We start from the raw sequence: 12552 nt of genomic DNA on the forward strand, positions 1-12552 counted from the left end.
GCCGACAGCCTGAACCCGAGATCTCAGAAAAGGCTCAGAGATCCCGATCAGCGGGTGGGCGAAAATCCGTGAAGGGCACCTCGGGGGAACCAGCGTCCCGCAAGGTGCCCTTCACGGTCAGGTGGCTCAGCGTGACAGGAGCTTCATCGCCGTCTCGGAGTAACGCTTGCCGGCCACTTCGGCGGCGGGCACGGCCGTCTCGATCGCTCGGATGTCCTCTTCGGACAGTTCGAGCGCGACGGCGCCGACGTTCTCGTCGAGGTACTTGCGCCGCTTCGTCCCCGGGATCGGGACCACGTCGTCGCCTTGGGCCTGCACCCAGGCGAGCGCGAGCTGCCCCGCGGTCACGCCCTTCCGCTCGGCCAGTGCGCGCAGCGCCTCGACCATCGCGAGGTTCTTCTCGAGGTTGCCCTCGGCGAAGCGCGGCTGCGTCTGGCGGCGGAAGTCGTCCTCACCGAAGTCGGCGGCCGAGGTGAACTTGCCGGTCAGGAACCCACGGCCCAGCGGCGAGTACGGCACGAGGCCGATGCCGAGCTCCCGGCACGCCGGCACCACGGCGTCCTCGATGTCGCGCGACCACAGCGACCACTCCGTCTGCACGGCAGAGATCGGGTGCACGGCGTGGGCGCGGCGGATCGTCTCGGCGCCGGCCTCGGACAGGCCCAGGTGGCGCACCTTGCCCTGCCGCACCAGCTCGGCCATGGCCCCGACCGTCTCCTCGATGGGGACGTCTGGGTCCACGCGGTGCTGGTAGTAGAGGTCGATGTGATCGATGCCCAAGCGCCGCAACGAGTTCTCCACGGCCTCGCGCACGTACTCCGCGTCGCCGCGCACCCCGCGCTTGCTCGGGTCCTCGCGGTCGCGCACGAAGCCGAACTTCGTGGCCAGCACGACCTTCTCGCGCCGGTCGGCGATCGCGCGGCCGACGAGCTCTTCGTTGGCCCCCATGCCGTACATGTCGGCGGTGTCGAGCAGCGTCACGCCAAGCTCCAGCGCGCGGTGGATGGTGGCGATCGACTCGGTGTCGTCACCCTCTCCGTAGAACTCGCTCATCCCCATGCAGCCGAGGCCCTGCGCGCTCACTTCGAGCGTGCCGAGGCGGCGGGCAGGCAGCGTCGACCCAGCCATGTTTTCTCCTGGAGTTCGGTCTGTGAAGGGCCCCGGGAGTCCCAGGGGCCCTTCACGGAAAGGATTTACTTGCCGGCCGCGCGCGCGAGCCGCTCGGGGTAGCGCGCCCCGGCCACGGCGCCGGCCGGAGCCGCCTGCTCGATCGCCGCGATGTCCTCTTCGGACAGTTGCAGCTGAGCCGCGGCGACGTTCTCTTCGAGGTACTTGCGGCGCTTCGTGCCCGGGATCGGCACCACGTCGTCGCCTTGGGCCTGCACCCACGCGAGCGCGAGCTGCCCGGCGGTCACGCCCTTCGCCTCGGCCAGCGCGCGCAAAGCGTCCACAATGGCCATGTTCTGCTCGAAGTTGCCGTCGGCGAAGCGCGGCATCCCGCGGCGCATGTCGTCCTCGGGCAGGTCCTTGACCGACGTCACAGCGCCGGTCAGGAAACCGCGGCCGAGCGGCGAGAACGGCACCACGCCGATGCCCAGCTCACGGCAGGTCGCGAGGATCTCGTCCTCGATGCCGCGCGTCCACAGCGACCACTCGCTCTGCAGCGCCGTGACCGGGTGCACCGCGTGGGCGCGCCGGATCGTGTCGGCGTTCGCCTCGGAAATCCCGGCGTAGCGGATCTTTCCGGCAGCCACGAGCTCGGCCAGCGCGCCCCACGTCTCCTCGACGGGCGTGTCCGGGTCCACACGGTGCTGGTAGTAGAGGTCGATGTGGTCGACACCCAGGCGCTGCAGCGACTCGTCGCAGCACTGCTTCACGTACGCGGCGTCGCCGCGCGCGCTCATGCCGCCGTCCTTCCACACGATGCCGAACTTGGTGGCCAGCACCACCTGGTCGCGCCGGTCCGCGATCGCGCGGCCGACCAGCTTCTCGTTCTCCCCCGCCCCGTACACGTTGGCCGTGTCCAGCAGCGTCACACCCAGCTCCAGCGCGCGGTGCACGGTGGCGATCGACTCGCTGTCGTCGTCGCGCACGCCGTAGGCCTGGCTCATTCCCATGCAGCCCAGTCCCTGGGCGCTTACTTCCAGCTCACCGAGTTTCCTCGTAGCGATCACGCGGAGATCTCCTCCATGGCGGACACGTGGCCGAGGACCTTGCGTTCCACCTGGTCGTAGTTACTGATCTTGTAATCCAGAATGTCCAGGCACCCCTGGAGCTCGGCGATCCGGTCGGCTACCGACTGGCGCTGCTCCACGAGGATCGCCTTGCGGCGCCCGGCGCTCGCGACGCCGTGGCGCCGCAGTGACGCGTACTCGCGCATGCTCTTGATGGGCATGCCGGTGAGCCGCAGCTTGGTGAGGAACCCGAGCCAGTTCAGATCGTCGTCCGAATACGCGCGTCGCCCCGCCGCGTCGCGGGCCGGCGGGTCCAGGAGCTTGATCCGCTCGTAGTACCGAAGGGTGTCGATCGACAGGCCGCTACGTCGTGCGGCTTCCGCTATCGAGTAGCTCATACGCTCGACAGTACGACCTGGAGTGCGCTCCAGGTCAAATCCCGATCGGGTGGGGTGATGCCCGGATTGCGCAGGTCAGCCGGTCAACCCCCGTGAAATGCACGCCGGCCCGCCCACTCACGCCCAGCCCTCAACACCCTGGACCGACCACATCACCCGACTGACGGTCGCGTACCGTAACACCGTTGCGTTACCCTGAGCGCGTGCCCCGTCCCCGTACGCACGACGAAGCCCTCCGGCTGAAGCTGCTGGACCGGGCCGGCGAGCTGATCTCCGCCGACGGCCCGAAGGCCCTGTCCCTGCGCAAGCTGGCCGCCGACGCCGGGACGTCGACCACGGCCGTGTACTCACTGTTCGGCAGTAAGCCGGACCTGGTCAACGCGCTGTACGTCGAGGGCTTCCGCCGCTTCGGCGAGCGACTGAACGCCGTGGAGCGGACCGACGACGCCGTCGCGGATCTGGTGCGCCTCGGCGTCGCCTACCGCGCCAGCGCGCAGGCCGATCCGCACCTGTACGCGATCATGTTCACGCGCTCCGTGCCCGGATTCGAGCCCAACGCCGAGGCCGACCGCCTCGCCCGCACCACCCTCGAGCCACTCGAGGACACCATCCGGCGCGGAATCGCGTCGGGGCAGTTCGCAGACGTGGCGCCCGAGGTGATCATCGTCAGCTCGTGGGGCCTCGTGCACGGGCTGGTGTCGCTGGAGCTGTCGGGGAACCTGCCGCCGGAGTTCAGCGTGAGCGGTGCGTACGAGGAAGCCTTGCGCGCCAACGCTTCCGGCTGGCTCAAGGGACCGAACCCGGCGTAAGCGCCACGGCGGGCGATGGTCACCGCCACCGTCAGGTCAGCTTGAGCTGGGCTTCGATCACCACGTTGCCCGCGGCGTCGTAGGCCTTCACCTTCGACCCCGGGTCCGTGTCCGGGTAGTTGTCGGCGTCGGTGTGCCAAAGCGCGAAGGTGCCGTGCGACAGCACCGCGTCCTGCGGCTGCCGGCCCGGGTAGGTGACCGAAACCCGCGTCACGTTCGGCGGTACACCGCCGGCGAACACCTGTCGCTCGGGCTCACCCGTTTCCTTCACCGGGGCCAGCACCGAGCTGAGCACCCCGAAACCCGAGAGCGGCCTCAGCTCACCCTGCCCGCCGGCCGGGTCGACCGCGTAGTAAGTGTCCCCCGCCCTCCCCGGATAGGGGCGCGCTGAGCAGGTGATCACGTGCTGCCCCAGCCGCGCGACAACGAACCTGCGGTTGTTCCAGCTGAGGTAGGCGCCCGCCACGTAGGCGTCGCGGTCCGGCACCTGCCGCTGGGACCCGGCCAGGCACTCGCCGAGGAACTTGCCCGCTTCCGACGTCCGCTCCGCCGGTGCCGGGAGATCGACCGTCGTCACCAACGGCGCCGGGGCCACCGGCACGACAGCGGACGCGTCCACCGGCCTGAGGGGCAGCACCGGTCCGAGGGCGACCGGCACGGTCGGCGCAGAGTCGGTGAACACCGCGAACTGGTGGGACCTCGCCGAAACCGTCGAGACAGGAGGGCCGCCGAGCAGCGGGTTCGACCCCGGCGCAACTGCCTGCACGCTCTGCCATGACGGGTCCGCCAACCCCGCGACCAGGCCGTCGGCCGTGCGCAGGAGCACCTTCGTATTCGTGCCGGGCACCAGCACCGGCTTCGCCCCCGGGTCCGAGACGGTCACCGACGTCGCCGTCACCTCGCAGAACACCGGCTTGTCCCCGATCGTCGCGGCGATCACGATGGCGGCGCCGTGGCCGGCGATCAACTCGATGTTCCAGCCCCGCGGATCGGTGATGGCGGAGCTGTAGGGCTTCGCCGCGTTCCAGCAACGGTCGAGCACCGCCTGCGCGGCGTCACTCCCCGCATTCGGCGCCGCGGGCGTCACCGGTCCGTTCGCGCCGTCGCGCACTACGCCGGTCGCGAACACCGCACCGGCGGCGAGCACCACCACGGCCGCCGCGGCGAGCCACATCGGACGGCGGCGCGAGGGCCGGCTCTCGTCGGCGAGCCCGGCGCGGATCCGGAGCCGCATGCGGTCGCGTACCTCGGGCGGCAGTTCACGGCGCGGGGGGAGGTTGTCGATCATTTGTCCTCCAGAAGGGCACGCAAATGGGCTCGCGCCCGGGACAGGTGCGAGCGGACGGTGACCTCCGCTACTTCGAGCAGCGCCGCCGCGTCGGCGGTCGGCACGTCGCCCAGCAGGCACAGCTCCACGACCTGGCGCTGCGCCTTGGACAATCCGGCGACGGCGTCGAGGATCGCCTTCAGGCGTTCCTCGCCGTCGAGCTGGGCCGCGACGGCTTCGGCGTGATCCGAAACCACCTGCGGTTCCGGGATCCGGCTCAGCAGCCGCAGCCGCCGGCGCGCGCCGCGGTGTTCCGTGCGGGCGAGATTGCCCGCGACGGTGTACAGCCACGGCAGCGCGCTGTCCCTGATCAGCTTCAGCTCGGCGCGCTTGCGCCAAGCGATCAGGAACGTGTTCGACGTCAGGTCCTCGGCCACCGCCCACGACCCGGTCAGCCGGTAGGCGTGGTTCCACACCGCCTGCGCGTGGCGTTCGAACAGCTCGCCGAACGCCCTCTCGTCCCCGCCTGCCGCGCGCCCGAAGAGCTCGGCGTCCACGGTTGCCCCTTGGATGGTCACACCGGGAAGTGGCCGGGAACCTCCGAAGTGTTGTGAGTGTTGCGCTGGTGGTTCAGACCGCTTGATCAGACCGCTTGGTTAGACGGCTTGTTTAGACGGCTTGGTTCAGACCGCGCCGTACTGGCGGTCTCCCGCGTCGCCGAGCCCGGGGACGATGAAGCCGGAGTCGTTGAGCCGCTCGTCGATGCTCGCGGTGACCACGCGCACCGGCAGGCCGGTCTTCTCCAGGTGCGCCAGACCTTCGGGCGCGGCCAGGGCGCAAATAGCGGTCACGTCCGTCGCACCCCGGTCCGTCAGCAGCCGGATGGTGTACTCCATCGACCCGCCCGTCGCGAGCATCGGGTCAAGCACCATCACGGGCCGGTCGGCCAGCGACTCCGGCAGCGATTCCAGGTAGGGCGTCGGCTTGAGGGTCTCCTCGTCGCGCGCGAGCCCGACGAACCCCATCTGCGCGTCGGGGATCATCTTGTGCGCCTCGTCGGCCATGCCAAGGCCGGCGCGCAGCACGGGGACCAGCAGCGGCGGGCTGGCCAGCCGGTAGGCCTCCGTGCGCGCGACGGGCGTGTGGATCCGCTCGGTGCGCACCGGCACGTCGCGGGTGGCTTCGTACACGAGCATCACAGTCAGCTCGTGCAGCGCGGCCCGGAACGCCGCGCTGTCCGTCCGCGCGTCACGCATCGTGGACAGGCGGGCCTTGGCCAACGGGTGATCGACGACGTGCACATCCATGCCGCCTAACTTAGCTGCCGAGTGTCGTCCGCGTCTCGGCTCATCTCGTAGTAGTTCACCGCCTCGAAAAAATGCCCCACCACGGGCGCCAGCTTGTCGAACGGCCACGCCGGCACATCCGCCACGTTCGCATCATCCGGCGGCTCGATGCAGACAATCATCCTCCAGTTGGCGTACGATCCACTGATCTTCCAAGACTGGCGCATGGGTTTCCTCCTCCGCGAGAACACGAGCCAAACGTTCTCCCGATGCCAGAACCGCACGCAACCTTCCTTCAGGTGAGCGATCTTTCGTGCCACCGTGGCAAGAGGACAAAGTGTGCCCATGACGAAGAACAAAGGAGTCTCCGTTCGGCAGCGGAGAGTTTCCGGGGAACTGCGCCGCCTGCGGTTACTGCGGAAGATGACCTGCAAACAGGTGGCCGAAGGCGTGGACTTCTCGGAGAGCAAGATCTCCCGCATGGAAACGGGCGACCGCGGCTTGTACCCCGACGACGTCGCGGCGATCCTCGGTTTTCTGCAGGCTCCGTCGGATCTGCGGCAAGAGCTCATGGCGCTCGTGAGGGGTGGCGAGGAGCGCAACTGGCATGAAGTGAACGGGAAGTTGCCACCCACGTGGAAGGACCTGATCCGGTTCGAGGAGCAGGCTTCGGTCATCAAGAACTACGAGACGCTGCTGATCCCCGGCATCGCGCAGATCCCTGAATACAGTCGCGAACTCATCCGCGGCAACGACACCCTACTCACCGAGACTGAGGTCGAGAGCTTGGTAGCCGCGCGCGCTACCCGGCAACTGATTCTGAGCCGCAGAGATGCCCCCTCGGTTCACCTCATCATCGATGAAATGGCCTTGCACCGCCAAATTGGCGACTCGGCAACAATGCATAATCAGCTCCGGCATCTCCTGCAGCTGAGCCGACGCTCGAACGTAACCGTGGAGATCGCTCCCTTCGCGGCCGGCGCGCACCCTGGCTTGCGCGGCCCCTTTGTCCTCCTCGAATTTCACAGCGAGCCGACCCTTGCGCACGTCGAGAGCCCGGGTACCAGCAGCTTTCTCGAAGAAGATGACTACATCGACAGCGTCAAGACCGCTTGGCGCAGCATCCGCTCCATCGCCCTGTCATCAGACGCCTCAGCCCGGATGATTGCCGATATGATCGGCGAGTCGACTCAAGCCGAGGAGTACGAACCATGATCGCCCCCGACTTCGCCCAGGCCATGTGGCGGAAGAGCTCCTACACCACCAGCGACTCCAACTGTGTCGAGTTCGCGGCTTGGCAAACGAGTTCCTACACCACAGACCAGTCCAACTGTGTCGAGGTTGCCACCTCATTGGTCGAGATCGGGATCCGCGACACGAAGGACCGCGCGGGCGGCCACCTCACCGTGTCGCGGACCGCGTGGACCGCCTTCCTCAGCTCCGCGCGCTAGCGAACCAGCGAACCCACCGCCGCTGCCAGGCCGTTTCGACGGCCCGGTGGTGGTGGTTCTCGCGTACCCACGTCACAGCGTCGTCAGGCCCAAGGTCGGAGAGCGTGGCAAGACAGGCGAGGACCGTGCCGGTGCGGCCGACCCCTCCGTAACAGGCCACCTCCACCGATTCCCCCGCCAGCGCGCGGGCGTGCAGCGCCAGGATCTTGCGCCGAGCGTCGCCCCAGTTCAGGGGCAGCAGGAAGTCCGGCCAGCGGATCCAGTCGTGCTCCCAGGTCAGCCCGGCGTCGTACTTGCGGCGCAACCGTCCCGAGCCCAGGTACAGACCATAAGTCGGCGCCGGGCCTTCCGGCGCGGGTCGGCCGAGGCCGCGGCCGCGGACCTGGGCGCCGTCGGGCAGTGCGAGGGTCCCCACCAGAGCAGATGCCATCGCCCCATCTTGGCCCTTATCCGTCGTTCGATGGACCCCGAGCGACCCCGATCGGGCTAGGCTGCCGCGGGTGAGTGACGACGCAGCCCTTCCGAGCCCCGACCAGATGCGGGCCTCCGACGCCGACCGCGAGCAGGTCGCGCAGGTTCTGCACCAAGCGCTGTCCGAGGGCCGCATCACGATCACCGAGCTCGAGGAACGGCTCTCCACCGTCTACGCGGCGAAGACCATCGGCGAGCTGAAGCCTGTGACCCGCGACCTGCCGATCGGCGCCACGCCCACCACGCCCTCCACAGCTCTGCAGCCGGCCACCAGCCGCGCCCTCGGCCTCCCCGACAGCCGCATCGGCGGCCACCCGGGCTCCAACGTCTCGATTGGCGTTCTCTCCGGCGCCATCCGCAAGGGCAGCTGGGTACTCCCGCCGCAGCACACGAGCGTCGCCTTCTGGGGCGGCGCGGAGATCGACCTCCGCAGCGCCCGCTTCGCCGACAAACAGTCGACCATCACCGCCGTCGCCATCATGGGCGGCATCGAGATCACGGTCCCCGACGACATCAACGTCGACGTCACCGGCCTCGGCCTCATGGGCGGCTTCGTCCTCGAAGACAAGTCCGGCGCCCCACCCGCGCCGGCCACAGCCCCCACCCTGACCATCAACGGCCTCGCCTTCTGGGGCGGCGTGGTCGTCTACCGCAAGAAGGCGAAGAAGGACAACCCGCAGATCGAATCCTGAACGCAGGCCAGGTAGCACAACAAGGTCGACGCCCACGTGGTGTGGACATCGACCCCGTGGGAACTGATCACTAGCGGGGTTGGCGTGCCCGGCTGGTGAAGTGGGCGACGGCAGCCGCGATTCCCAAGATCAGGCCGAGGGCGACGAGATAGGGGCCGAACGTCAGTGCGACGTCGGCGCCGATGTTCGCCCCATTTCCGGAGTCAGAGGCCTGGTAACTGATGGATCCGACAGACAGCACCACCGCGCCGACCGTGATCACGATGATTGCCCCCAAGCCGAGGCCCTTCGTCACGCCTGTCATGGACTCTCCCCTAGCTGTGATCGCCGGTGCCCTCATGATGTGAGCGACCGAACTGCCGAAGCCCGCAGGGAACTTTCCCCTGCGCCAACGGTTTCAGCGTTGCGACAGGTGCGCGTCCATGCGGGGACGGTTTCCTCGCTACGTCACCCGAGGGCATCGCCGCCGGTTGATCTTGCCTCGCACGATGACACCGCGGGATCAAACGGTCGCAAGTAACCCGAACAGCGGAACCGGCCATGGGTCCCACGGGGGCCCGCAATACCTCCTTCGTGATCTGTGGACAACCCGCCCGACCCCGGGCAGTCATCCACAGATTTCCGTGAGTGACCCGGCACAGGACGTGGCCGACCTACACTCACAGGCATGACCACAACCACCAGCCCGAACGCGGCGCCGGACACCCCGGCGCCGCTGGCGGACGTGACTCGCGACGAGGCGAGCCTGCGGCGGTTCCTGCACGGGCTGCCCGGCGTCGACCAGGTCGGGGTCGAGCAGCGAGCGGCGGCCTTGGGCACACGCAGCATCAAGAAAGACGCCAAGCGCTGGGCGATCGACACCGCCATCTCGATGGTCGACCTGACCACGCTGGAAGGCGCCGACACACGCGGCAAGGTCCGCGGGCTCGCGGCGAAGGCCTTGCGCCCGGACCCGGAGCGACAGGACTGCCCGCGCGTGGCCGCCGTGTGCGTGTACCCCGACATGGTCGAGGCCGCGGTCGACGCGCTCAAGGGCAGTGCCGTGCACGTGGCGAGCGTCGCGACCGGGTTCCCGTCCGGGCGCACCAGCCGTGAGGTCAAGCTGGCCGACACGAGGCTGGCCGTGGAATACGGCGCCGACGAGGTCGACATGGTGATCGACCGCGGCGCGTTCCTCGAGGGCCGCTACATGGACGTCTTCGACGAGATCCGCGCGATCAAGGCGGCGTCCGGCGAAGCGCACCTGAAGGTGATCCTGGAGACCGGCGAGCTGGCGACGTACGACAACGTCCGCCGCGCGTCGTGGCTCGCGCTCCTGGCGGGTGGTGACTTCATCAAGACGTCCACCGGCAAGGTGTCCCCCGCCGCGACGCTGCCGGTCACCCACGTGATGCTGCAGGCGGTGCACGACTGGCACGAACAGACCGGCGAGCTGCGCGGCGTGAAGCCCGCGGGCGGCATCCGCACGGCGAAGGACGCGATCAAGTACCTGGTCGCCGTGCACGAGGTGGCCGGCGAGCAGTGGCTGACCCCGGACCTGTTCCGCTTCGGCGCGTCCAGCCTGCTCAACGACCTGCTGCTGCAGCGGCGCACCCAGGTGGACGGCCACTACAGTGGCCCCGACTACGTGACGGTGGACTGACATGGGCATCTTCGAATACGCCCCCGCGCCCGAGTCGCGCGACATCGCGAACCTCAAGGACCACTACCGGCCGTTCATCGGCGGCGAGTTCGTCGACGGTTCGGGCGAGCCGCTCAAGACGGTGAACCCGGCCACCGAGGAAATCCTCGCCGAGGTCGGCACGGCGTCGGTGTCCGATGTGGACACCGCGGTACGCGCGGCGCGCAAAGCCTACGACACCGTCTGGTCGAAGATGCCCGGTAGCGAACGCGCGAAGTACCTCTTCCGCATCGCTCGCCTGATCCAGGAGCGCTCGCGCGAGCTGGCCGTGCTGGAGTCGCTCGACAACGGCAAGCCCATCAAGGAATCGCGCGACTCCGACGTCCCCACGGCGGCGGCGCACTTCTTCTACCACGCCGGCTGGGCCGACAAGCTGGAGTACGCGGGCTACGGCCCGAACCCGAAGCCGTTGGGCGTCGCGGGCCAGGTGATTCCGTGGAACTTCCCGCTGCTGATGCTGGCGTGGAAGATCGCGCCCGCGCTGGCCACCGGCAACACCGTCGTCCTCAAGCCGGCGGAGACCACGCCGCTCACGGCGCTGGTGTTCGCCGAGATCTGCCAGCAGGCCGAACTGCCGCCGGGTGTCGTGAACATCCTGCCGGGCGCCGGGGACATCGGTGCGGCCATCGTGGAACACGGTGACGTCGACAAGATCGCGTTCACCGGCTCCACCGAGGTCGGCAAGCTGATCCAGCGCACGGTGGCGGGCACGCGCAAGAAGCTCACGCTGGAGCTGGGCGGCAAGGCGGCCAACGTCGTGTTCGACGACGCGCCGCTGGACCAGGCCGTGGAGGGGATCGTCAACGGGATCTTCTTCAACCAGGGCCACGTCTGCTGCGCGGGTTCTCGGCTGCTGGTGCAGGAATCCGTGGCCGAGGAGGTCATGGAGAAGCTGCGCTACCGCGTCTCGACGCTGCGGATGGGCGACCCGCTCGACAAGAACACCGACATCGGCGCCATCAACTCCGCCGAGCAGCTGGCGAAGATCCGCGGGCTCGTGGAATCGGGCGACGCGGAGGGCGCGCAGCGCTGGACCAGCCCGTGCCCGGTGCCCGACCGCGGGTTCTTCTTCGCTCCCACGGTGTTCTCCGACGTGCACCAGTCGATGCGGATCGCGCGCGAGGAGATCTTCGGGCCGGTGCTGTCGGTGCTCACGTTCCGCACGCCGGACGAGGCCGTCGCGAAGGCCAACAACACGCCGTACGGGCTGTCGGCCGGCATCTGGACCGAGAAGGGCTCGCGCATCCTCTGGATGGCGAACAAGCTCCGGGCCGGCGTCGTCTGGGCCAACACGTTCAACCGCTTCGACCCCGCCGCGCCGTTCGGCGGCTACCAGGAGTCCGGGTTCGGCCGCGAGGGCGGGCGCACCGGCTTGGAGGCCTACCTCAGTGTCTGATTCAAAGCAGTCTGAGTCGCGCATATCCGTCGCGAAGACGTACAAGCTCTACATCGGCGGGGCCTTCCCTCGCTCGGAGTCGGGCCGGGTCTACCCCGTCACCGATCCGCAGGGGAAGTTCCTGGCCAACGCAGCGCACGCGTCGCGCAAGGACGTGCGTGATGCCGTCGTGGCGGCGCGCAAAGCGTTCCCCGGCTGGTCGGGCGCCACGGCCTACAACCGCGGCCAGGTGCTCTACCGCGTCGCCGAGATGCTGGAGGGCCGGCGCGAGCAGTTCGTGAGCGAGGTCGCCGCGTCGGAAGGTCTCGCGCCGAGCCAGGCGGAGTCCCTTGTGGACGCCGCTATCGACCGCTGGGTCTGGTATGCCGGGTGGACGGACAAGATCGCGTCGGTGCTCGGCGCGGCGAACCCCGTTGCGGGGCCGTACTTCTCCTTCACCGTGCCCGAGCCCACGGGCGTGGTCGGCGTGCTCGCGCCGCAGGCGTCGTCGCTGCTCGGCCTGGTGAGCGTGCTGGCGCCGGTGCTGGCCGGTGGCTCCACGGCCGTCGTCGTCTCGAGCGCCGAGCGGCCGCTGCCGGCGATCACGCTGTCGGAGGTCCTGGCGACGTCCGATCTGCCCGGCGGTGTCGCCAACGTGCTGACCGGCCGCGCGGCCGAGCTCGGCCCGTGGCTGGCTTCGCACGGTGACGTCAACGCGCTCGACCCGACCGGCGCCACGCCGGAGGACCGCATCACGCTGGCGCGCGAGGCGGCGGGCACGGTCAAGCGCGTGCTCACGGTCCCCGACGCCGAACCCGACTGGACGCCGACGCCGGACCTCTCGCGGCTGCGCCGGTACCTGGAGGCGAAGACCGTCTGGCACCCGCTGGGCGTCTGATCCCGGACTGAAAGCCAGACATAGAAAAGGGGCGGGCGGCACCCCCTGGT

16 protein-coding genes are annotated in these 12552 nt (G+C 69.0%); 7 read left to right on the forward strand and 9 right to left on the reverse strand.

All coding sequences use genetic code 11. The features are described from left to right. Positions 1 to 126: 126 nt before the first annotated feature. From AB0H62_RS01630 to AB0H62_RS01640, 3 genes are all read right to left on the reverse strand, one after another. On the reverse strand, positions 127 to 1128 hold the full coding sequence (locus AB0H62_RS01630) for an aldo/keto reductase (protein WP_220246261.1): 1002 nt from the start codon (positions 1126 to 1128) through the stop codon (positions 127 to 129). Between the two features lie 65 nt (positions 1129 to 1193). After that, a complete protein-coding gene (locus AB0H62_RS01635; RefSeq protein ID WP_220246260.1) occupies positions 1194 to 2174 on the reverse strand; it encodes an aldo/keto reductase in 981 nt (326 codons plus the stop codon). Beyond that, entirely contained in the window at positions 2171 to 2572 is a 402-nt protein-coding gene (locus AB0H62_RS01640; RefSeq protein WP_220246259.1) for a MerR family transcriptional regulator, read from the reverse strand. Before AB0H62_RS01640 ends, AB0H62_RS01635 begins: the two co-directional genes overlap by 4 nt. A 203-nt stretch (positions 2573 to 2775) precedes the next feature. Between AB0H62_RS01640 and AB0H62_RS01645 the strand changes: the two genes are divergently transcribed. Continuing rightward, on the forward strand, positions 2776 to 3381 hold the full coding sequence (locus tag AB0H62_RS01645) for a TetR/AcrR family transcriptional regulator (protein ID WP_220246258.1): 606 nt from the start codon (positions 2776 to 2778) through the stop codon (positions 3379 to 3381). A gap of 31 nt (positions 3382 to 3412) precedes the next feature. Here the strand turns inward: AB0H62_RS01645 and AB0H62_RS01650 are convergent, their stop codons facing one another. From AB0H62_RS01650 to AB0H62_RS01665, 4 genes are all read right to left on the reverse strand, one after another. Then, positions 3413 to 4669, reverse strand: coding sequence for a hypothetical protein (locus AB0H62_RS01650; RefSeq protein ID WP_220246257.1), 1257 nt, complete (start codon positions 4667 to 4669; stop codon positions 3413 to 3415). Beyond that, positions 4666 to 5205: an RNA polymerase sigma factor gene (locus tag AB0H62_RS01655; RefSeq protein WP_255638654.1), complete on the reverse strand. Its 540-nt coding sequence runs from the start codon at positions 5203 to 5205 to the stop codon at positions 4666 to 4668. The genes AB0H62_RS01650 and AB0H62_RS01655 overlap by 4 nt, the downstream gene beginning before the upstream one ends. Before the next feature lie 126 nt (positions 5206 to 5331). After that, positions 5332 to 5955: a uracil phosphoribosyltransferase gene (gene upp, locus AB0H62_RS01660; protein ID WP_220246256.1), complete on the reverse strand. Its 624-nt coding sequence runs from the start codon at positions 5953 to 5955 to the stop codon at positions 5332 to 5334. 5 nt (positions 5956 to 5960) lie between these two features. Continuing rightward, positions 5961 to 6161, reverse strand: coding sequence for a hypothetical protein (locus AB0H62_RS01665; protein ID WP_220246255.1), 201 nt, complete (start codon positions 6159 to 6161; stop codon positions 5961 to 5963). 118 nt (positions 6162 to 6279) lie between these two features. Between AB0H62_RS01665 and AB0H62_RS01670 the strand changes: the two genes are divergently transcribed. Both AB0H62_RS01670 and AB0H62_RS01675 read left to right on the forward strand, forming a co-directional pair. After that, complete coding sequence (locus tag AB0H62_RS01670) at positions 6280 to 7149, forward strand: helix-turn-helix transcriptional regulator (protein WP_360583530.1); 870 nt, start codon at positions 6280 to 6282, stop codon at positions 7147 to 7149. After that, positions 7146 to 7385, forward strand: coding sequence for a DUF397 domain-containing protein (locus tag AB0H62_RS01675; RefSeq protein WP_220246253.1), 240 nt, complete (start codon positions 7146 to 7148; stop codon positions 7383 to 7385). Before AB0H62_RS01670 ends, AB0H62_RS01675 begins: the two co-directional genes overlap by 4 nt. Here AB0H62_RS01675 and AB0H62_RS01680 read toward each other — a convergent pair. Continuing rightward, a complete protein-coding gene (locus AB0H62_RS01680) occupies positions 7369 to 7815 on the reverse strand; it encodes a protein tyrosine phosphatase (RefSeq protein WP_220246252.1) in 447 nt (148 codons plus the stop codon). The genes AB0H62_RS01675 and AB0H62_RS01680 overlap by 17 nt on opposite strands. A 106-nt stretch (positions 7816 to 7921) precedes the next feature. Between AB0H62_RS01680 and AB0H62_RS01685 the strand changes: the two genes are divergently transcribed. Next, positions 7922 to 8548: a DUF1707 domain-containing protein gene (locus AB0H62_RS01685; RefSeq protein WP_220247358.1), complete on the forward strand. Its 627-nt coding sequence runs from the start codon at positions 7922 to 7924 to the stop codon at positions 8546 to 8548. Positions 8549 to 8618: 70 nt separating this feature from the next. On the opposite strand, the gene AB0H62_RS01690 is transcribed toward AB0H62_RS01685, so the two are convergent. Then, positions 8619 to 8852 (reverse strand): hypothetical protein, encoded by a 234-nt coding sequence (locus AB0H62_RS01690; RefSeq protein WP_220246251.1) that lies wholly within the window; start codon positions 8850 to 8852, stop codon positions 8619 to 8621. 363 nt (positions 8853 to 9215) lie between these two features. Between AB0H62_RS01690 and deoC the strand changes: the two genes are divergently transcribed. The 3 genes from deoC to AB0H62_RS01705 are packed head-to-tail and all read left to right on the forward strand — an operon-like array spanning position 9216 to position 12502. Further along, complete coding sequence (gene deoC / locus AB0H62_RS01695; RefSeq protein ID WP_220246250.1) at positions 9216 to 10190, forward strand: deoxyribose-phosphate aldolase; 975 nt, start codon at positions 9216 to 9218, stop codon at positions 10188 to 10190. A 1-nt stretch (position 10191) separates the two neighbouring features. Continuing rightward, positions 10192 to 11625: an aldehyde dehydrogenase family protein gene (locus tag AB0H62_RS01700; RefSeq protein ID WP_220246249.1), complete on the forward strand. Its 1434-nt coding sequence runs from the start codon at positions 10192 to 10194 to the stop codon at positions 11623 to 11625. Next, positions 11618 to 12502 (forward strand): aldehyde dehydrogenase family protein, encoded by an 885-nt coding sequence (locus AB0H62_RS01705; RefSeq protein WP_220246248.1) that lies wholly within the window; start codon positions 11618 to 11620, stop codon positions 12500 to 12502. Before AB0H62_RS01700 ends, AB0H62_RS01705 begins: the two co-directional genes overlap by 8 nt. Positions 12503 to 12552: the final 50 nt, after the last annotated feature.

It is taken from the genome of Amycolatopsis sp. NPDC050768 (genome assembly GCF_040654155.1).
In the GTDB taxonomy this organism is placed as follows: domain Bacteria; phylum Actinomycetota; class Actinomycetes; order Mycobacteriales; family Pseudonocardiaceae; genus Amycolatopsis.

Bases quoted from the DNA above. Each gene is read 5' to 3' on its own strand.
- AB0H62_RS01630 (WP_220246261.1), bottom strand. From the start codon at position 1,128: ATGGCTGGGTCGACGCTGCCTGCCCGCCGCCTCGGCACGCTCGAAGTG.
- AB0H62_RS01640 (WP_220246259.1), bottom strand. From the start codon at position 2,572: ATGAGCTACTCGATAGCGGAAGCCGCACGACGTAGCGGCCTGTCGATC.
- AB0H62_RS01650 (WP_220246257.1), bottom strand. From the start codon at position 4,669: ATGATCGACAACCTCCCCCCGCGCCGTGAACTGCCGCCCGAGGTACGC.
- upp (WP_220246256.1), bottom strand. From the start codon at position 5,955: ATGGATGTGCACGTCGTCGATCACCCGTTGGCCAAGGCCCGCCTGTCC.
- AB0H62_RS01665 (WP_220246255.1), bottom strand. From the start codon at position 6,161: ATGCGCCAGTCTTGGAAGATCAGTGGATCGTACGCCAACTGGAGGATG.
- AB0H62_RS01670 (WP_360583530.1), top strand. From the start codon at position 6,280: ATGACGAAGAACAAAGGAGTCTCCGTTCGGCAGCGGAGAGTTTCCGGG.
- AB0H62_RS01675 (WP_220246253.1), top strand. From the start codon at position 7,146: ATGATCGCCCCCGACTTCGCCCAGGCCATGTGGCGGAAGAGCTCCTAC.
- AB0H62_RS01680 (WP_220246252.1), bottom strand. From the start codon at position 7,815: ATGGCATCTGCTCTGGTGGGGACCCTCGCACTGCCCGACGGCGCCCAG.
- AB0H62_RS01685 (WP_220247358.1), top strand. From the start codon at position 7,922: ATGCGGGCCTCCGACGCCGACCGCGAGCAGGTCGCGCAGGTTCTGCAC.
- AB0H62_RS01690 (WP_220246251.1), bottom strand. From the start codon at position 8,852: ATGACAGGCGTGACGAAGGGCCTCGGCTTGGGGGCAATCATCGTGATC.
- deoC (WP_220246250.1), top strand. From the start codon at position 9,216: ATGACCACAACCACCAGCCCGAACGCGGCGCCGGACACCCCGGCGCCG.
- AB0H62_RS01700 (WP_220246249.1), top strand. From the start codon at position 10,192: ATGGGCATCTTCGAATACGCCCCCGCGCCCGAGTCGCGCGACATCGCG.